This window comes from Sporosarcina sp. QA0331, from assembly GCF_055808055.1.
The window spans coordinates 2,359,747-2,379,268 of sequence record NZ_CM147850.1; the positions used below are offsets into that span (position 1 = coordinate 2,359,747).

The 19,522-nt window shown below is 42.3% G+C and carries 20 protein-coding genes; 7 read left to right on the forward strand and 13 right to left on the reverse strand.

Annotation, left to right across the window (positions count from 1 at the left end; translation table 11 throughout):
• Positions 1-57 precede the first annotated feature (57 nt).
• Entirely contained in the window at positions 58-1,899 is a 1,842-nt protein-coding gene (gene typA, locus AC0L13_RS11835) for a translational GTPase TypA (protein ID WP_473639800.1), read from the reverse strand.
• A 96-nt stretch (positions 1,900-1,995) separates the two neighbouring features.
• Between typA and AC0L13_RS11840 the strand changes: the two genes are divergently transcribed.
• Complete coding sequence (locus AC0L13_RS11840; protein WP_473639802.1) at positions 1,996-2,181, forward strand: YlaF family protein; 186 nt, start codon at positions 1,996-1,998, stop codon at positions 2,179-2,181.
• A 41-nt stretch (positions 2,182-2,222) separates the two neighbouring features.
• Here AC0L13_RS11840 and AC0L13_RS11845 read toward each other — a convergent pair whose 3' ends face one another.
• A complete protein-coding gene (locus tag AC0L13_RS11845; RefSeq protein ID WP_473639804.1) occupies positions 2,223-3,014 on the reverse strand; it encodes an inositol monophosphatase family protein in 792 nt (263 codons plus the stop codon).
• A 138-nt stretch (positions 3,015-3,152) separates the two neighbouring features.
• Positions 3,153-3,350, reverse strand: coding sequence for a hypothetical protein (locus AC0L13_RS11850; protein ID WP_252503724.1), 198 nt, complete (start codon positions 3,348-3,350; stop codon positions 3,153-3,155).
• Positions 3,351-3,509: 159 nt separating this feature from the next.
• Between AC0L13_RS11850 and AC0L13_RS11855 the strand changes: the two genes are divergently transcribed.
• A complete protein-coding gene (locus AC0L13_RS11855) occupies positions 3,510-4,136 on the forward strand; it encodes a YktB family protein (RefSeq protein ID WP_473639806.1) in 627 nt (208 codons plus the stop codon).
• 39 nt (positions 4,137-4,175) lie between these two features.
• Here the strand turns inward: AC0L13_RS11855 and AC0L13_RS11860 are convergent, their stop codons facing one another.
• The 8 genes from AC0L13_RS11860 to AC0L13_RS11895 form a co-directional block, all read right to left on the reverse strand.
• Entirely contained in the window at positions 4,176-4,448 is a 273-nt protein-coding gene (locus tag AC0L13_RS11860) for a UPF0223 family protein (protein ID WP_473639808.1), read from the reverse strand.
• Positions 4,449-4,466: 18 nt separating this feature from the next.
• A complete protein-coding gene (locus AC0L13_RS11865; RefSeq protein WP_473639810.1) occupies positions 4,467-5,423 on the reverse strand; it encodes an NAD(P)H-dependent flavin oxidoreductase in 957 nt (318 codons plus the stop codon).
• A gap of 13 nt (positions 5,424-5,436) precedes the next feature.
• Complete coding sequence (locus AC0L13_RS11870; RefSeq protein WP_473639812.1) at positions 5,437-6,300, reverse strand: polysaccharide deacetylase family protein; 864 nt, start codon at positions 6,298-6,300, stop codon at positions 5,437-5,439.
• Positions 6,301-6,445: 145 nt separating this feature from the next.
• Positions 6,446-7,858: a dihydrolipoyl dehydrogenase gene (lpdA, locus tag AC0L13_RS11875; RefSeq protein WP_473639814.1), complete on the reverse strand. Its 1,413-nt coding sequence runs from the start codon at positions 7,856-7,858 to the stop codon at positions 6,446-6,448.
• Between the two features lie 4 nt (positions 7,859-7,862).
• Entirely contained in the window at positions 7,863-9,206 is a 1,344-nt protein-coding gene (locus tag AC0L13_RS11880; RefSeq protein WP_473639816.1) for a dihydrolipoamide acetyltransferase family protein, read from the reverse strand.
• Between the two features lie 39 nt (positions 9,207-9,245).
• Positions 9,246-10,223, reverse strand: a complete 978-nt coding sequence (locus tag AC0L13_RS11885; protein WP_473639818.1) for an alpha-ketoacid dehydrogenase subunit beta — start codon at positions 10,221-10,223, stop codon at positions 9,246-9,248.
• 3 nt (positions 10,224-10,226) lie between these two features.
• On the reverse strand, positions 10,227-11,342 hold the full coding sequence (gene pdhA, locus AC0L13_RS11890; RefSeq protein WP_473639820.1) for a pyruvate dehydrogenase (acetyl-transferring) E1 component subunit alpha: 1,116 nt from the start codon (positions 11,340-11,342) through the stop codon (positions 10,227-10,229).
• Positions 11,343-11,595: 253 nt separating this feature from the next.
• On the reverse strand, positions 11,596-12,237 hold the full coding sequence (locus AC0L13_RS11895) for a YkyA family protein (protein WP_473639821.1): 642 nt from the start codon (positions 12,235-12,237) through the stop codon (positions 11,596-11,598).
• A 135-nt stretch (positions 12,238-12,372) separates the two neighbouring features.
• On the opposite strand from AC0L13_RS11895, the gene def reads away from it, so the two are divergent.
• The 3 genes from def to rnjA all read left to right on the forward strand — a co-directional run bounded on the left by def (position 12,373) and on the right by rnjA (position 15,202).
• Entirely contained in the window at positions 12,373-12,930 is a 558-nt protein-coding gene (gene def / locus AC0L13_RS11900) for a peptide deformylase (protein ID WP_473639823.1), read from the forward strand.
• Between the two features lie 389 nt (positions 12,931-13,319).
• On the forward strand, positions 13,320-13,529 hold the full coding sequence (locus AC0L13_RS11905) for a DNA-dependent RNA polymerase subunit epsilon (RefSeq protein ID WP_473639825.1): 210 nt from the start codon (positions 13,320-13,322) through the stop codon (positions 13,527-13,529).
• A 5-nt stretch (positions 13,530-13,534) separates the two neighbouring features.
• Positions 13,535-15,202, forward strand: coding sequence for a ribonuclease J1 (rnjA, locus tag AC0L13_RS11910; RefSeq protein WP_473639827.1), 1,668 nt, complete (start codon positions 13,535-13,537; stop codon positions 15,200-15,202).
• A 778-nt stretch (positions 15,203-15,980) separates the two neighbouring features.
• On the opposite strand, the gene AC0L13_RS11915 is transcribed toward rnjA, so the two are convergent.
• Positions 15,981-16,640: a potassium channel family protein gene (locus AC0L13_RS11915; RefSeq protein WP_440501236.1), complete on the reverse strand. Its 660-nt coding sequence runs from the start codon at positions 16,638-16,640 to the stop codon at positions 15,981-15,983.
• 103 nt (positions 16,641-16,743) lie between these two features.
• Complete coding sequence (locus AC0L13_RS11920; protein ID WP_473639830.1) at positions 16,744-17,193, reverse strand: TlpA family protein disulfide reductase; 450 nt, start codon at positions 17,191-17,193, stop codon at positions 16,744-16,746.
• Between the two features lie 159 nt (positions 17,194-17,352).
• Between AC0L13_RS11920 and AC0L13_RS11925 the strand changes: the two genes are divergently transcribed.
• Together AC0L13_RS11925 and AC0L13_RS11930 are read left to right on the forward strand one after the other, a co-directional pair.
• Positions 17,353-18,813, forward strand: a complete 1,461-nt coding sequence (locus AC0L13_RS11925; RefSeq protein WP_473639831.1) for a hypothetical protein — start codon at positions 17,353-17,355, stop codon at positions 18,811-18,813.
• 153 nt (positions 18,814-18,966) lie between these two features.
• Positions 18,967-19,509: a helix-turn-helix domain-containing protein gene (locus AC0L13_RS11930; protein WP_473639833.1), complete on the forward strand. Its 543-nt coding sequence runs from the start codon at positions 18,967-18,969 to the stop codon at positions 19,507-19,509.
• The last annotated feature ends 13 nt before the right edge of the window (positions 19,510-19,522 follow it).

Sequence of the window (19,522 nt, forward strand, 5' to 3'; positions counted from 1 at the left end):
CCCTTCTAAACAAAGCGATTGTACGCATTCTTTTTTACTACTATTTATTATTATAAATCACTCGCCAAGTTTTTTCTTCTTTTGAGCACGTTCCCGTTCGTTTTTATCAAGAATCTTCTTACGCAAACGAATCGATTGAGGTGTTACTTCGCAATATTCGTCGTCGCCAACATATTGCAACGCCTCTTCTAATGAAAGAATACGTGGCTTTTTCGTTGTCACTGTTTGGTCTTTTGTCGCAGAACGGACGTTTGTTGCATGTTTAACTTTTGTCAAGTTGATCGTCAAGTCTGTATCACGGTTGTTTTCACCAACGACCATACCTGCGTAAATTTCTGTACCTGCTTCGACAAACATGACTCCTCGGTCTTCTAGCTGCATAATACTATATCCAGTAACAGTACCTGTTTCCATCGAAACGAGAACGCCATGACGACGGCCGCCGACTCTTCCTTGTGCCACTGGCTTATAGGAGTCAAATGTATGGTTAATAATTCCATATCCTCTCGTAGCTGAAAGGAATTCCGTTGAATATCCGATTAGACCACGTGCAGGAACTAGGAAAATCAAACGGACTTGTCCATTTCCATTATTGATCATGTCTTGCATTTCACCTTTACGCTCACCGATCGATTCGATGATTGCCCCAGTATACTCTTCAGGAATATCGATTTGAACACGTTCAACCGGCTCAGAACGTACACCATCAATCGTTCTGATGATAACTTCCGGCTTCGACACTTGAAGTTCGTATCCTTCGCGGCGCATATTTTCGATCAAAATAGAAAGATGGAGCTCTCCACGTCCCGAAACTACCCATGCATCCGGTGAATCAGTTGGATCGACACGTAATGAAACGTCTGTCTGCAATTGCTGTTCAAGTCGTTCTTCGATCTTTCTAGCAGTTACCCACTTGCCTTCTTTCCCAGCAAAAGGACTGTTATTGACGAGGAAAGTCATTTGGAGCGTCGGCTCATCAATATGAAGTTCCGGCAATGCCTCCAAATGGTCAACCGGACAAACTGTTTCACCGACGTCAATGTCTTCCATACCCGAGATAGCGATCAAGTCACCTGCATACGCTTCTTCGATTTCAATTCTTTTCAATCCAAGGAAACCATACATCTTCGTTACACGGAAGTTCTTTGTCGAACCGTCCCGCTTTAAGACTGTTACTTGCTGACCAACTTTCATCGTCCCTCTAAACACGCGTCCGATACCAATACGGCCGACATAATCGTTATAATCAAGTAAAGATACTTGGAATTGCAACGGTTCTTCTCGGTTGTCGATTGGAGCAGGAATATGCTCGATAATCGCATCGTACAACACACGAAGTGTATCTTCCTGTTCAGCAGGGTCCGGAGAAAGGCTAGCTGTTCCATTGAAACCTGAAGCGTAAACGACTGGGAATTCGAGCTGTTCGTCATTTGCATCCAATTCAATGAATAATTCAAGCACTTCGTCGACTACTTCTTCGGGACGTGCAAATTCACGGTCAATTTTATTTACAACAACAATCGGTTTCAAATTCGTTTCCAATGCTTTCTTCAGAACGAACCGGGTTTGCGGCATACATCCCTCAAAGGAGTCGACGACTAACACGACACCATCGACCATTCGTAGGATCCGTTCCACTTCCCCACCGAAATCGGCATGTCCTGGTGTATCAAGAATATTGATTTTCGTGTCTTTGTATTCAATTGCTGTGTTTTTTGCAAGAATTGTAATACCGCGTTCACGTTCAAGATCATTCGAGTCCATGGCACGTTCTTCAACATGTTCATTCGAACGGAAAATTCCTGATTGCTTCAAAAGCTGATCGACTAACGTTGTTTTTCCGTGGTCTACGTGGGCGATGATTGCTATATTTCGTAAATCATTACGATTATTTGTCATGTTTTCACTCCGTTATCTTTTATCAGATGATTAACTGTGTTATTATAGCACATGAGAACAGTATTAAAAACATTTTTATTCGGGAGATGTTTCATATTGAAGGATATTAAATGGGTTTTCGTATTATATTCCCTTGCTGCAGTCGCTGCAATGTGCGGTATTGGCATCGCAGTCGGTATGCGTAGTATCCCCGTTGCCATAATCGCTATCCTCGCTCTTATTTTCGTTATGGGCAATGGATTCAAGACAAAGAAGAAAATGCGTGAACAAGGCGTTTTGTAATGCTAACTTATGAAAGGGACTGCGAGTCGGCAGCCCCTTTTTTATTTGAGTTTAATATAGTTACTCAAAATCTCATCATGTAGACCCGGCCTAGCGACGATAAATGTATCTTGACCGAGCAAGTGTGGTTGTTCGCCTTTTAGATTCGTCGTCACTGCACCAACTTCCTGAGCAATGACCATCCCTCCTGCAATGTCCCACGGGGATAACCTTAATGATAAGTACGCATCGATACGGCCGGAAGACACGTATGCAAGCTCGATTGCCGCTGAGCCATATGATCTGGTCCCTCTGCAATTACGGACCATTTCTGCTATCGGGCCATTTTCAATTCTTCGGTTCGGCGCAACCCAGCTCGCATTCACGCCAATGATTGCCTCTGAAAGTGGTGTGTTCTCAAGCATCGGGAGTCTTTCATCGTTGAAATATGCTCCTCCATCTTTAACTGCGTGATAAAAATCATCATTCATGACATCATATATATATCCGAGCATGCCAATTCCGTCAACGTATATACCGAGTGAAATCGCAAAATTCCTTTTCTGGTGAATGAAATTCATTGTGCCATCAATCGGGTCAAGCATCCAAATAACCCCATCCAAAGACTCGATTTCATCACCGAATCCTTCCTCACCAAAAATTCGGTGATCAGGAAAATCACTCTTAATTCGACGAATGAAGAAACGTTCAATATCCCGATCGATATTCGTAACGAGATCATTCGCTTCCGCCTTCGTATCAACATCAATCTTAGTAAAGAAAGAAATTCTAATTTTATGGCCAGCTTCTTTTATTAACGATTTTGCATATCGATCAATTGCTCCCCAGTTCATGTCAACACCTCTATCTGCATGCATGTTCTACTATTATAGCATACCGAATACAGCCAAACAAAAAGGCACCTTTACACTGTCTCCCCCCGGATTGAAGAGTTTCAGTGAAGGCGCCTAATTCGGTTCAACGTCTTTCGATTAAGCGAAAGCATTGAAAGTCTCCAGCTCACCATGAATTTCAGTGAGTCTCGATTTGCTTTTCTCGACTTGTTTAGAGTCATTCTCTTGTACGGCATCGTACAGTGTAGCTAGCTCATAATCCAATTCAAGATGCAGAAGTTTCACATATTCCTTTTCGATTTCAGCTTTACGGATAATATGGACAACTTGTTTCATTACTAACACCCCTTTGAATGTAATTTTCTTCAACGATCCATTTACTTACTTCTAACTTATGCTGCCTGAGTTGCTTTGGTTAGTTATAAGCCTTCTTGTATAAGATTGTTCCCCATTTTCTGTTACGATAAACGTGGATTATGAAATGGAGGTATTAAATTGACTCAAATATTTTGGACAATTGATGATTTTAATGTCTTTTCGATTGAAGGATTGGAACATAGGATGAACGCTCTTCAAACGAAGATTCAGCCAAAATTCGAGGTGATCGGCGAACACCTTTCCACGTATTTGTCTTCCCGCGGGACAAGCGAGTTTTTTCCACATGTTGCGAAGCATGCAAGAAGAACGGTAAATCCACCTAACGACAGTTGGGTTGCTTTTGCACCTGCAAAGCGCGGGTATAAAGCGCTGCCTCATTTCCAAGTCGGATTATGGGGGACTCATCTTTTTATTATTTTGGCTGTCATTTATGAAAACCCTGACAAAAAGGGAATCGCGGAAAGACTATCGAATAACTTGAAGGAGATATCATCATTGCCTGAAGACTTTGTTGTATCAGGCGATCATATGAAACCAGAGGCTTTCAAAGTGAATGAAATCGGGACTGATGGTGTGGAAAGCTTTTTGGAACGGTTAGCATCTGTAAAAAAAGCAGAGTTTGTCCTTGGCAGACATATTTCCCGAGACAAAGCGACCGAGCTTTCGGAAAAAGAGTTCTTCAACTTGGTCGAAGAGACGATTGATCGGCTTTTCCCAGTTTACGATATCATTATTGGCAAGTAATGAAACAGAGAGGATGCATAATTATGCACCCTCTCTGTTTTACGATCCAGTAACAATATCTCCGTCACTGCCTTCTTTCGCCTTCTTCACAACGCGATAACTGTTAAAGCCGCTCGCTTCTTCAAACTCCTTGAAAATCGTTTTCTCTTCCGACATGGACAGAACGACTTTCTTGAATGCTTTATATGCATTCATGAAGCTCTCCCTCGCTATTTGTGTCTCATACGCTTTCTCTACCGCTTGAAAAAATGCTACTACGTCAATAATTTCTTCAGTCGTCCAATGATGACTTAAAGGATAATTATAATCCATTGATTCCCGCACCTTTCTTCATGCCCATTTTCTTCTGATTTCTTCAGCTTGCCTTACCATCCTATTCATCAGCTCTGCGACTGTCGGGATGTCCTCAATCATGCCGGCAACCTGTCCTGCCCATCCAAAACCAGCTTGTTCGTCCCCATCGTGGATGTACCGACGATTTGCGGCTCCACTAATATAGTCCTTCAATTTATCATAATCAGCATTTTCCTCTTCCATACGTAAGATCTTTTCCGTCCAATTCCCTGCTAGTGCTCTTGCCGGTGCGCCAAGTGTACGCTTAATGACAACTGTACCGGTCTCCTCTGTCTGAAGAAGGGCTGTTTTGTATTCCATTGAAGCATGGATACATTCTTTCGTCGCGATGAAACGCGTGCCCATTTCAATCCCTTCCGCCCCTAACGAGTGTGCAGCCATCCATCCCCGTCCGTCTCCTATACCGCCAGACGCGATAACAGGAATCTTCACAGCATCGACCACTTGAGGAACTAACACCATAGTACCGATATCATCACGTCCCAAATGGCCGCCCCCTTCCTGCCCGACGACCATTACCGCATCCGCACCAAGCGACTCTGCTTTGATCGCTTGTCTTTTAGCAGCGACCAATACAAGCTTCTTCACATCCACGTCTTTAATATAATCAAAGAATGGAGAAGGATTTCCACCTGTTACCGAGAGGACCTTTACATTTTCTTCGATTGCGACATCTAGCATATGCTCGTACGGGCGTCCGTGCTGGCCAATCGCAAAGTTTACTCCGAAAGGCTTCTTTGTTAGTTCCCGCACTTTCCTAATTTCCGTGCGTAGTGCGTCTGGGGACTCCAAACTCATCGCTGTAATTTGACCTAGCCCACCTGCCTCTGAAACCGCTGCAGCTAAGTCAGCATAAGCAAGATAGGCCAATCCCCCTTGAATGATCGGATAATCTATACCCAATAAATCAGTAATTCTTGTTTTCCATTCCATGAAAAACTCCCCCTTATTCTCCTTGTTCCTGATCCTCCAAACCTTTTATTAGTTTAGGATCGACAAATTCATACCCTTTATCCCTTAAACCATTTACGATTGTCTCCATCGCATCAGCAGTCCAATCCCTGTCATGCATCAGCAAATTGGAACCGTCGCGGAGCAATTCAGTGTTCACCATAATGTCAGCAATTTTTTCCTTCGTCATATACTCTTTTTCGAAATCATAGCCGTATGACCAGTTCATCAATTGCATGCCTTCCTCGATTGCAAGAGCTCGGCTGAAATCTGTATTCACACCAAAAGGAGCACGGAAAAATACAGGACGCTCACCTGTAACCTCTTCAACGATATCATTCACTGCAACAATCTCCTCACGTTGCTCTTCTTCTGTTAATGTTTTTAAATTCGCATGTGTTTTCGTATGGTTTCCGATAACGAATCCCATGTCATGAATTTCTTTCAAAACTGCTTTCTGTTCATCTGTATCGATAAAATGGCCATTGACGAAAAAGATAGCAGGAGCGTCTAAGCTCTTTAACGTTTTTGCCATGTCTAGAGCTCTTTTATCCGGCGCGTCATCGATTGTTAACAGGACGACTTTCGGATTCGCATCGCCGATTGGCTCAATGGAGTATGTTTTCGGATTCAGTTCGTAAAGAGGTGCTTGATCGACAACGTCAGTTTCCTCAGCTGATTCAGCCTCGTCATCTATTTCTTGTTGTTCTTCATCAGAAACGACCTCTTCAGTAGTCTCTTCCACTTCAGTGGATTGTTCCTGCTGATCTGTTTCTGCCGGCTTTGCTTCTTCCTCGCTGCATGCTGCTAATAGCAGCAACATAGAAAGAAGCGGTATGTATAGCAAACTCTTTTTCATGGAATCCTCTCCTTTATCTAGATGTATAATTCAATATTTTCATCCTACCATGACTTAGAAGGGACCTTCAAACGAACAGGGTACAGGAATTAGAAAAGCGTCCGAAAGGCACTTCGGCCTTCGGACGCATTCTTTTAATCTACAGTTACTTTGTAATCATATGAACCGGTTTACCTAAAGCTACTTCTGCAGCTTCCATGGAAATTTCACCGAGTGTTGGGTGAGCGTGGATTGTCATTGCGATGTCTTCCAATGTCATTCCAGCTTCGATAGCAAGACCAAGCTCTGCAATCATGTCAGATGCATTTTCACCTACGATTTGCGCACCTAATAGAAGTCCGTCCTCTTTGCGAGAAACAAGTTTGACGAATCCATCAGTTGCGTTAAGCGCAAGCGCGCGGCCATTTGCAGCAAACGGGAATTTGCCCGCTACTACTTCATATCCCTCATCTTTTGCTTGTTGCTCATTCAATCCGACTGTTGCAAGTTCAGGATCAGTGAAGCAAACTGCTGGGATTGCCAAATAGTCCACTTCGGATTTTTCGCCGGAAATCGCTTCTGCAGCCACTTTCGCTTCATAGGAAGCTTTGTGTGCAAGTTGTGGCCCGGAGACGATATCACCGATTGCATAGATGTTCGGAATGCTTGTGCGACATTGCTTATCCACGTCGATTAGACCGCGCTCAAGGAATTTGATGCCCATTTCTTCAAGACCGATTTCATCAGTGTTCGGACGGCGTCCAACAGTGACAAGTACATAGTCAGCTTCGATTTTTTGCTCTTCACCCTTAGCTTCATATGTTACAACTACGCCATTATCGGATTCTTCAACACCTTTAGCAGATGCTTTCACGACGATTTCGACGCCTTTTTTCTTCAGACCTTTTTTAACGATTTGCGTCATTTGTTTTTCGAATCCGGCAAGAATATCATCTGCCCCTTCGATGATCGTTACTTTAGAACCGAGGTTTGCATACGCGGAACCTAGTTCAGTACCGATATATCCGCCGCCGATGACGACCAAGTGTCCAGGAACTTCTTCCAAGTTAAGGGCGCCAGTGGAATTGATGACGCGTTTTGTAAATTTGAATGTAGGGATCTCAACCGGACGTGAACCTGTAGCGATAATCGCATTTTTGAACTTGTACGTCTGGGAGGATGTTTCATCCATCACTTTTGCAGTGTTTGCATCAACGAAGTATGCTTCGCCTTTGACAATGTCCACTTTGTTCCCTTTTAGAAGTCCTTCAACGCCGCCTGTCAATTTTTTGACAACGCCGTCTTTGAATGCTTGCGCTTTAGAAAAATCTAGTTTTACATCAGTTGCTGTGATTCCCATATCATCGGAATCCTTTGCGGATGCGTAACGATGCCCTACAGAAATAAGGGCTTTCGAAGGAATGCAACCAACATTAAGACAAACACCGCCTAGATTTTCTTTCTCAACGATTGTAACTTTTTGTCCTAACTGAGCTGCACGGATTGCAGCAACATATCCTCCGGGGCCGGAACCTACAACTAGTGTATCCACTTCGATTGGAAAGTCTCCTACTACCATTTGTTTACGCCTCCATTAATAAAAGTTCTGGATTTCCGAGCAATTTCTTAATATGGTTCAGAGCCTGTTGTCCTGTAACCCCATCAATTACTCGGTGATCGAATACCAATGATAATGCTAACATAGGTGCGGCAACAATTTCACCATTTTTTACTATCGGCTTTTCAGAAATACGGCCAATTCCGAGAATTGCAACTTCCGGATGGTTGATGATCGGTGTAAACCATTGTCCGCCTGCAGAGCCGATGTTCGTAATGGAACAAGAAGCACCTTTCATTTCAGCAGGGCTTAATTTTCCATCACGCGCCTTTTCAGCAAGCTGGGTGATCTCTTGTGAAATCGCAAATACCGATTTCCGATCTGCGTGCTTGATGACAGGCACAAGTAGGCCACGGTCTGTATCTGCCGCAATACCGATATTGTAATAATGCTTTTGGATGATTTCCTCTTTTTCATCATCTAGAGATGTATTCAATTGAGGGAATTCACGCAGTGTAGACACAAGCGCCTTTACAACATAGGGAAGGTATGTGAGCTTAATATCTTTTTCAGCTGCGATCTCTTTGAATTTCTTACGATGTGCAACAAGCTCTGATACGTCAATTTCATCCAATAGCGTCACATGAGGTGCCGTATGCTTGGAATTGACCATTGCCTTCGCGATCGCTTTTCGAATACCCGACATTTTCTCACGAGTTTCAGGGAAGTCACCTTCCAGAGCTACAGGAGCTGCCGGCTTCGCTTCTTGTTTTGGCGATTCTACTTCAACCGACGTTTGAGTCTCTTCAGTCGTTTGAGCAGGTTGTTGTTGACCACCGCTTAGGAAAGCTTCGATATCTTCCTTCAAGACACGACCATTTTTACCTGAACCTTGTACTTGACGGATATCGACATCTTGCTCGCGTGCAAATTTCCGGACAGAAGGCATCGCAATAACGCGTTTTGATGAAACATCGCCTTGCTGTTGAGTGGAAGCTGCAACTGGTTTCTGCTTAGGCTCGTCCTTCTTCACTTCTTCTTTCTCAATGTCCTGGCCCGCTTCAGCAGTCGCTTGGACTTGGGCTTCCGTCTCTTCCTTGCCCTCTTCCTCAACGCTTTCACTTTCATATCCAGGAGCGTCAAAACGAATCAAAACGTCACCAACTACAGCGACTGTTCCTTCTCCAACAAGAATTTCTTCAACTGTGCCTGTTACAGGTGATGGGATTTCCACAACTGCTTTATCGTTCTGGACTTCAAGAAGCGTGTCATCTTCATTGACTTTATCGCCTTTGGCAACAAACCACTTTACGACTTCACCTTCGTGAATCCCTTCCCCGATATCTGGCAAACGGAATTCATATGCCACAAAATTCACCCTTTCTTATTGTCAGAGGTAGACTCTGAATTAGAATGTCAAAACTTTTTTAGCTGTTTCAATAATGTCGTTTGCATCCGGCAGCCAAGCATTTTCACCTTGGGCAAATGGATAGACTGTGTCAGGAGCTGTTACACGCAAAACTGGTGCTTCAAGGCTCAAGATCGCTCGTTCTGTAATTTCAGAAACGACATTTGCTGCAATTCCTGCTTGTTTTTGCGCTTCTTGGACAACGATTGCACGGTTTGTCTTCTCAACTGAACCGATGATCGTTTCAATATCCAATGGTTGAACGGTACGCAAATCTACAACTTCTACTGAATAGCCTTCTTTTTCAAGCGCTTCAGCAGCTTTCAAGCTTTCGTGGACCATTGCACCATAAGTAATAATCGAAAGATCTGTACCTTCTCGCTTCACATCAGCTTTTCCGAGTGGAATTGTGTATTCCTCTTCAGGTACTTCTTGTCTGAATGAACGGTAAAGCTTCATATGCTCCAAGAACACAACTGGGTTTTCATCGCGGATCGCTGAAATCAAAAGCCCTTTTGCGTCATATGGTGTAGAAGGAATAACTACAGTTAAACCTGGTTGGGATGCAACTATACCTTCAAAGCTGTCTGCATGCATCTCAGGTGTTGCAACGCCACCGCCGAATGGAGAACGGATCGTTACAGGGGCATTATATCTTCCGCCAGTACGGTAAGATTGGCGTGCCAACTGGCCGCTGACAGAGTCAATTACTTCATAGAGGAATCCGAAAAACTGGATTTCCATAACAGGACGGAAGCCTGTAAGCGTCAATCCGACAGCAAGTCCACCGATCCCTGATTCTGCAAGAGGCGTATCAAAAACGCGTTCTTCACCAAATTCTTTTTGCAAACCTTCAGTTGCGCGGAACACACCGCCGTTCACTCCAACGTCTTCACCGAAGACGAGGACGTTTTCATCATTTTTAAGCTCCGTGCGCATTGCATCGGTAATCGCTTGAATCATCGTCATTTGTGCCATCGGTTACTTCGACTCCTTCTCTGTATACAGTTCAAATTGCTCTTGCAAATTGGATGGCATATCGCCCTTGTACATTATTTTCATGAAATCGGTCACTTTTTGTTTAGGTGCGGCATCTGCCTTCTTGATGGCTTCTTTAATCTCTTCCTTCGCACGCTCAATTACTTCATTTTCCTTCTCTTCGTTCCAAATACCTTTACCTTCAAGGTATTTACGGAATCGGATGAGCGGATCGCGTTTTTCCCATTCGTTATCTGTGTCGGACGTACGGTAACGAGTAGGATCATCTCCTGCCATCGTATGCGGCCCGTAACGGTAGCACATTGTTTCGATAAGTGTAGGACCTTCACCATTAACAGCACGTTCTCTAGCATCACGTGTTGCAACGTATACAGCAAGTGCATCCATTCCATCGACAAGAATGCTTGGAATTCCAGCAGCTACACCTTTTTGCGCAAGAGTTTTAGCAGCCGTTTGCAACTCACGAGGAGTTGAGATCGCGTATTGGTTGTTTTGAACAACGAAAATCGCAGGCGAACGATATGCTCCTGCAAAGTTGATCCCTTCATAGAAATCACCTTGTGATGTACCGCCGTCACCCGTATACGTCATTGCCACTGCTTTAATTCCACGTTTTTGGAATCCGAGAGCTACACCTGCAGCTTGGATATACTGTGCACCGATGATGATTTGCGGGAATAACACGTTCAACCCTTCAGGAAAAGCGCTTCCTAAATAATGCCCTCGTGACCATAAGAACGCCATATGTAACGGTAAACCGTGGAATAGGAGTTGTGGAACATCACGATAACCCGGCAAAATGAAATCTTCTTTCTCAAGCGCGAAGTGGGATGCAAGCTGTGATGCTTCCTGACCAGCAGTCGGCGCATAGAATCCAAGTCTTCCTTGACGGTTCAAAGAGATTGACCGTTGATCCAAAATTCTTGTATAGACCATCCGTGTCATTAATTCTGTCAACTCTTCATCAGATAAATTTGGATCCGCGTCTTTATTGACAATCTCGCCTTCTTCATTCAAGATCTGAAACATTTCAAACTGATCTTCAATAGAATGAAGCGTTTTCACCGGATCGAACTGCTTTTCTTGTTTTGCAGCCATATCGGCAACTCTCCTTTATATCTGTATTATTTTTTCTTGTTTCTAATAGTGATACAATCAACTTCACTAATCAGTATACTTAAAGAGAGCAAATAGGTCAATCACTGTTATTGTTGGCATTTCAGCATCGCCCTCGTATTCTGAATTGCGATAAATCTAATTTCTGTACTACTACAATATAAAGTCTGTATTATAATAGTTTTTTTAAAAAGAAAAAGCGGAGCCACAATTGCCTCCACTTTACCCAATTCCTTTATTTTTCTTGTTCTAAACTTGAAAATACATCTTCTTTTAAGGAATTTACTTCTTTCGTCGCTTCATTGAATTCAGAAATAGCCTTTTGGACGATCGTATTTTGTTCGTTCACTTCTTCCACCTTCTGTTTCAGGTCTTCCAGTTCGACATCTTCGGATGAAAGCAAGCTATAAAATTCTTTTTGGATACTTGCAAGCTTCCTATATTCATCAATAAAGGAAGTATGAAGATCATACCGTTTCATCGCCGCTTCCTTCAGTTTCAAAATCTGATCGCCTTCACTATCGGATGCGTCCTCCGCGATGGTATCAAGCTCTTTGACGAATTCTTCCGCTTCTTTCATTGCAGTTTCCTCTTTGTCTATAAAAGAAAGCCTATCATTTAATAAACCTTCCAATTCACCGATTTTCGAACGTAGTTTGTCGACATCCTCTTTCGTCAGCTCCATCGTTTCTGTGAAAGTCTTTTGTTCTGTTTTTTCAAGCTCAGTCAATTTACTTTGCGTATCACGATATTCTGTTTCAGATTCATTCATTTTTGTTAAGGTTTCAGAGAGTTGCTTTTCGGTTGACTGTCCGATACTGCAGCCGGATAATACCAACATGCCGATTGCAACTAAACTTACAACTTTTTTATTCATAGCATTTCCTCCAATCTGAATTTCACTATAACTGTATACACAAACCATTTCAAGCATACACAAAAACCTTTACCCTCTTTTCCCTGTTAGCTTATAATAGAAGTACAGCATGATTATCGAAAGGAAGAATACGTAATGATTTTAATGGAAGATATAGTTCGCGAAGGCCATCCGTCACTTCGTAAAGTAGCGGAAGAAGTGACATTCCCAATGGCTGCGGATGAAAAAAAACTATGTACCGATTTACTCGAATATCTAATAAATAGCCAGAATGACGAAGTATGCGAACGGTATGGCTTGCGTCCAGGCATTGGCCTCGCAGCTCCCCAAGTAAATGTATCAAAGAGAATTTTCGCCTTGCACATCGAAGAAGAGGGGAAAAAACCGCTAAGCTTCGTTGCCATCAATCCTAAAATTGTAAGCCACTCAGTCGAGAAAACTTACTTGACGTCAGGAGAAGGCTGCCTTTCCGTTGATCGGGATGTTGATGGTTTTGTTCCTCGCTATGCGAGAATAACAGTGAAAGCATTTGATCCGGATGGCAATGAATTTAAATTGAGACTTAAAGGTCTTCCAGCTATCGCCTTCCAACATGAGCTTGATCATTTGAATGGCATCATGTTCTACGACCATATCGATGCTACAGCTCCATACAAAAATATCCCTGACGCCACTCCTTTTGAAAGAGACTAAAAAGGAATTTAAACTTGACAGAAATTTCGAATTCCTATATAATGTCTTTAAGGAGTGATATGCCCATGTACAAGCGCCTCAAACGTAAACTGTTAAAACGGCTCAATGGCATACTCGGCAAAAAGACGATCGCATAGACAACGCCCGCCAACAAAACTGGCGGGCTTTTCTTTTTTGACGTGAACTTTACATGCTTACCGCTCGACTCCCGCAGAAAAGTGAACGGTAAGCTTCGGAAAACCTGACAAATCAATTATCATTTGACTATCTTATATAACAAATTCTATATTTGAAGTTATATGAAAGAAGACCATCATAGTTTATTTTAAATAACTGACGTGCTAAGATGAAGAGAAAGATTCAATTGAACGTAAAAAGGAGAGCTTACCATGATTTACAAAGTGTATTACCAAGAAAACGCTACACAAGTACCTATTCGTGAAAACACAAAACATCTGTACATTGAAGCCGATTCTGAAAGAACCGTCCGCGAAAAGCTAAAGAGCCGGGAGTACAATATTGAACTGATCCAACTGCTCGAAGGCAGCCACCTCGAATATGAGCAAGCATCACCTCATTTTGAGCTAGAGCAGGTTTAAGCAACATGAAACTAATTAAAAACAATGAAACAGCCGTTTTCGCCCTTGGCGGACTTGGAGAAATCGGCAAAAACACATACTGTGTACAATTCCAAGACGAAATTATCCTCATCGATGCAGGCATCAAATTCCCTGAGGACGACTTACTCGGAATTGATTACGTTATTCCGGACTACACTTACTTGGAACGGAATGTCGAAAAAATCAAAGGCCTGTTCATCACGCACGGTCACGAGGACCATATCGGTGGAATCCCTTATTTGCTGCGAAAGATCAACATCCCGGTCTACGGCAGTAAATTGGCTCTTGGCTTGCTCCGCAATAAGCTTGATGAACACGGACTTCTTCGAACTACCAAGATGATTGAGTTTAAGGAAGATGACGTATTTAAATTCAGGAAGACATCCGTCTCCTTCTTCCGGACAACCCACAGTATTCCCGACGCTTTCGGAATCGTCGTGAAAACGCCATCAGGCAATATCGTTCATACTGGTGACTTCAAATTCGATTTTACACCGGTCGGAGAACCAGCTGACCTTGCCAAGATGGCGAAATTAGGAAGTGACGGTGTGCTATGCCTCCTCTCAGACAGTACGAATGCCGAAGTACCAAACTTTACGATGTCAGAGAGGAAAGTCGGCGATAGCTTGAACGAAATCTTCCGGAAGGTTGATGGAAGAATCATCTTTGCAACATTCGCCTCCAACATTCACCGACTCCAGCAAGTTATTGAAGCGGCTGAACGTCATGGTCGAAAAATTGCTGTGTTCGGTAGAAGTATGGACAATGCAATTACGATTGGCCGAGAACTTGGGTACATCAATGCACCTAAAGAATTATTTGTAGATACGCAGTCGCTTAACCGATTGCCTGCCAATGAAGTGATGATTCTTTGTACGGGAAGCCAAGGCGAACCGATGGCTGCATTATCTAGGATTGCTAACGGAACACACCGTCAAGTGCAAATCCAACCAGGCGACACTGTCATCTTCTCGTCCTCCCCGATTCCTGGAAACACCCTTAGCGTCAATAAAACGATTAATGCACTTTTCCGGGCCGGAGCAGAAGTTATTCATGGCGCATTAAACAACATCCATACATCGGGTCACGGTTCACAAGAAGAACAGAAGCTGATGCTTAGGTTGATCAAACCGAAATTCTTCATGCCAATCCACGGTGAATACCGCATGTTGTCGATGCATAAAGAGCTCGCCATCAGCTGTGATGTCGAACCGGACAACGTCTTCATTATGAGCAACGGTGATGTGCTCGCTTTAACCGAAGACACGGCAAGGCTTGCCGGAAAACTCCCATCAGGAGATGTATATATTGATGGAAGTGGCATCGGTGATATCGGTAGTGTCGTTTTACGCGACCGCAAAATACTGTCAGAAGACGGTTTGGTCATTGTTGTCGCCACAGTTGATAAGAAACGCAACAAAGTTGTCTCTGGACCTGACATCATTTCACGTGGGTTTGTGTATATGAGAGAATCCGGCATGATGATCAGCGAAGCACAACATCTATTATCCAAAGAATTAAATAAAAAACTAGCAAACTCTCCTGCGGAAGCAGGGTCTTTGAAAAGCGACATCATCGATATCCTTTCACCTTATTTATACGATCAAACTAAACGCAGACCGATGGTACTTCCTGTAGTTATGGAAGTCTGACCCAATAAAATGCCCTCATGTCTTCAATTGACATGAGGGCATTGTTCATCTACACACAAAAACGACATTTTAGTGAGAGTAGACAGTGGTGGATTGAATTGATTGAAGCCTTATTATTTGATTAGATTATTTATCGAATCCTCAATTGATGATATTGTGCTTGCATACGAGAAGATAACCATTATAGCCATAACCACATATATTGAGGCTGTTATAATAATAGCTTTCTTTAACATTAATCTTTTAAAATTGACTATCGCTATTAAACATGTTGCTGTAAATAATAAACCTAAATACCATAGAGTTTTAATGTGTGCTACTTGCATTTCTAAAGACGCTATTTTCAGCTCATTCAGCAGCTCACTATTATTTAATACGACACGTTTAATGTCTGCGCCTTTTCCAATTAACGCCTCGCCACTCTGTTTTTCGATAGAGTATCCGCCAGGGTATATAGATAAAAAGTGAGTGAGTAAAAACATTGATAGTAAGACTGACAGTATAATTAATACTATCCAGAGCTCTTTTTTGTTAACACTTCGAATTTTAATTATTTCAATGCTAACCACCCTTTCAGAAAAAAATATACATTCCCCGCCACTATATCATAACTGGTCAGACTTTTCTAATATTTATAAAAACAAAAACGACCGACTCATATTTGAACCGATCGCAAGGGATTTATATATTGAACATAGGTTGTGTTCTTCGAGCTTTCTCTATATATCCTCCACTCTTAATAACAGTTATCACTTTCTTTTGAAGCTTCTTCTTACCATCAATGAAGGGCCTTCTTCTCGAATTTATGAATATCCAAGTCTGAACCGATAACAATCAATATATCATTCAACTGGATCTCTTCAATCGCTTGTGGGGAAACCAAAATTTGCGCATCCCGTTTGATCGCAACAATATTGACACCATATTTTGCCCGGATATCCAGATCGATCAATGTAAATCCGGCCAACTTCTCATTCGCACGAATCTCCGCAATCGAATATTCGTCAGACAGCTCCAAGTAATCCAAAATATTATTGGAAACTAAATTGTTCGCAATCCTCTTCCCCATATCTCGTTCCGGATGCACGACTTGATCCGCACCAATCTTTTTCAAAACCTTTGCATGATAATCATTTTGCGCTTTAACTGTTATTCGACTCACACCGATTTCTTTTAAAATGAGCGTTGTTAAAATGCTCGCTTGGATATTCTCTCCGATTGCAACGACGACATGCTCAAAATTCCGGATTCCCAATGACCGGAGTGCAGATTCATCAGTTGTATCGGCCGCCACTGCTGTCGTCGCAATTTGTGCAAATTCTTCTACACGGTCAGGTGAAATATCGATTGCCATGACGTCAGCATCTAATTCCACCAATTCATTGACGATGCTTCCGCCAAAGCGGCCAAGTCCAATGACGACAAATTCTTTTTTCATTCAATTCCGCTCCAATCCGATTAATGGATGAAATTAGTGTATCACATTATCATAGGAAAAAGAAAAGACGACCTAATAATCGGTTGTCTCCATGAACGAAAAATTATCTATTCATTTCATTCAATACACGGTCGATCCGTTTTTGCAGCATGTGCATACCACTTCGTTCGGTTTGGGAATGGCGTAATTTCCCATGTTTATCGAAAACATAATAGGCTGGGACGAACTGATTATCGAACGCATTCGTTAATCTTAACTTGCCGTCAACGAATATTGGTTGTGTCATGTTATGCTGTGCAGCTACCTTTTTGATTTCGTCCAAGTTAAAATCACCTTCCAGGCGCGGCATATGAACCGCGATGATATGCACTTTATCTTTGTATCGACTACGTAACTGATTCATATATGGCATCGCTTCCTTGCATTGACGGCAACTGATTGACCAAAAATGAATGAGTGTCGGTTTGTTGCCGATAAGATCCTCTTTCTCATAATAACCATTCAACCAGGCCGTTGCCCCAGTCAATTCGGGCATCTGTTCATGCAACCTCATACTGCTTTCCCCCTCCGCTTCAATAGATGTTTCACCATTCCCTATTCTATGCGCCTGAATTTGAAATCGGACTAGAATGTTTAGCGGCACTTTGATAAAGGGAACAGTACATTAGGTGGCTTGCCACGAATAGAGAAACGTACGAAGGAAGGCAATGCAATGCCAATACAAAAGAATCTAGAAAAATTAAATATGAGCCGCTCTCATATGACGTTCCTGCTTCCATTCAGCTTTGATCAGAAGAAAAAAACGGAAACGATCAGAAGTTTGGAATCAAGCGGTTACACCTATTTTCGGATAGATGAGGCTGAGATGGATGAAGGAGCTATATATGGTCATGGGATCAAAGTTTTAGGCAAGGAACTTGAACAATACTTTTATCCATATATTGAATATAAACTTTTCCCTAGCTCTCCAAGACAAAAAGGATTCCATCGATATACAGCGTGTATCGAGAAGAAGCATGCGATGCAATTAAGAGAAGAGTTATATGACTTTTTTATGAGAAGCATCGATATTATCTTTTGCCCTTTCGGAATCGCCTTCCTCTCATTGAGGGTGGAAATGGAGCATATATCTGCCGATTTAAGCGATGTCCTTGATTTTATCCAACATTTCCGGGCAATAGAGCCAAATCTGAAAGAAAGTGAAGGCGCAATGATTGTCATGCCTGAAACCGGTCAAACAATTTCCATTCAAGATTACTTATTCGAGCAACTATGCCCTTTCTTGAAGAAGACCGTTTTACATGAAAAGAAATTGGATGGTCATTTTGGATCCCTTCCCTATTTTGAAGATGAAAGGATGTTCGTTTCATCCTTTCTCATTACAGAAGCAGAAGAGTCGATTTCCGAGGAACATTTATTCCGAATCGGTAATATAAACGGCAAAAGCCCTGAAGGAGCCCCGTTCATTTCTTCAACGAATCCAGAATATATCCATCGTTCTTTGTCAGATTCGTTGCATGATCGTTGGGCGCCCCATTTGTATATGATAGCGACCGATCACGGCTATTCAGTCGTTTCAAATCGTCCAGCTAATGAATTAACAAATGAATTATCACAGTTCATGGGCACGCATTATTATAATTTTCTTCTTCATTACTTTTACAAAGTCATGCTGTTGCGCTTCTCCTTTGAATACAGCGAAATTGAATGGAAAAAAGATGAGTTTTACGTCAAATCACTTATCAAGTTGATCAATATTTTTTCATCTTGGTATTATTTCATAGAAATTAGCACACGCTCGGAAGGCAAGGAATTATCGGAGTTGTTCAGAAGGACCTTTCATATCGATTCACTTTTTAATGAAGTGAACACGACTTTGCAAGAATTGTATAAGAGCCAGGAAAACAGTCAAGCGACCCGTGTAAATACACTTTTATTCATTTTGACCATTTTCACTGTCATATCCGGCATTTACGGCATGAATCTCGTCATCAAAGATTGGGAAGCTCCTTCCGGCTGGAAGGAATATTCTTCGTATACGTTCTTTGAATGGATTTCACTGGCCACTGCCGTGACAGGAATCGGTTTATCGGCTTACTTGATTTTTTCCACTTTCGGAAGAATCTTCATGCAATGGCTGCGCAAAAAGAAACTTAACATTTATGATGAATAGAATACTGACACGCCGGAGTCCTGTAAATGGATTCCGGCTTTTTTTAAAAACACCTTGATTTTCAATCGTAATTTTGTATAATAAGGTAGGTTTATAGTAAACAGGAAGTACAGTAATACTAAACTTCATCATGTAAGGAAGGAATTGTCGACCATGCAAATCGGCAGTAAAATCAAAAGTCTTCGATTGAAAAAAGGACTAACTCAAGAAGAATTAGGAGAGAGAACCGATCTGACCAAAGGTTATATTTCACAGCTGGAGCGGGAACTCACCTCCCCATCCATCGAAACTCTCTTTTCACTTTTAGAGGTGCTTGGGACAACACCGAAGGAATTTTTTGATGAGCCTAAGAAAAATATGAAGGTCGTCTACTCTCCTGCCGATCAAACTACATACGTCAATGATGAGCTAAAGTATAGCATCCGCTGGCTTGTCCCCCGCTCAAATGAGAATGAGATGGAGCCGATCCATATCACATTCGCTACAGAGGGGGAATTTAAACAATTTGAGCCATCGCTTGCCGAAACATTCATCTACGTTCTTTCCGGGAAGGTGGAAATCGAACTCGGGAAACGGACTTTCACTGCTGTGAAGGGCGATTCGGTCTATTATGAAGCATTCGATAATCATCGGATTTTGAATGCATATGACGGTCCGAGCGAACTGCTACTCGTAGCGACAGAATCATATTTATGAAGGGGGAATTACC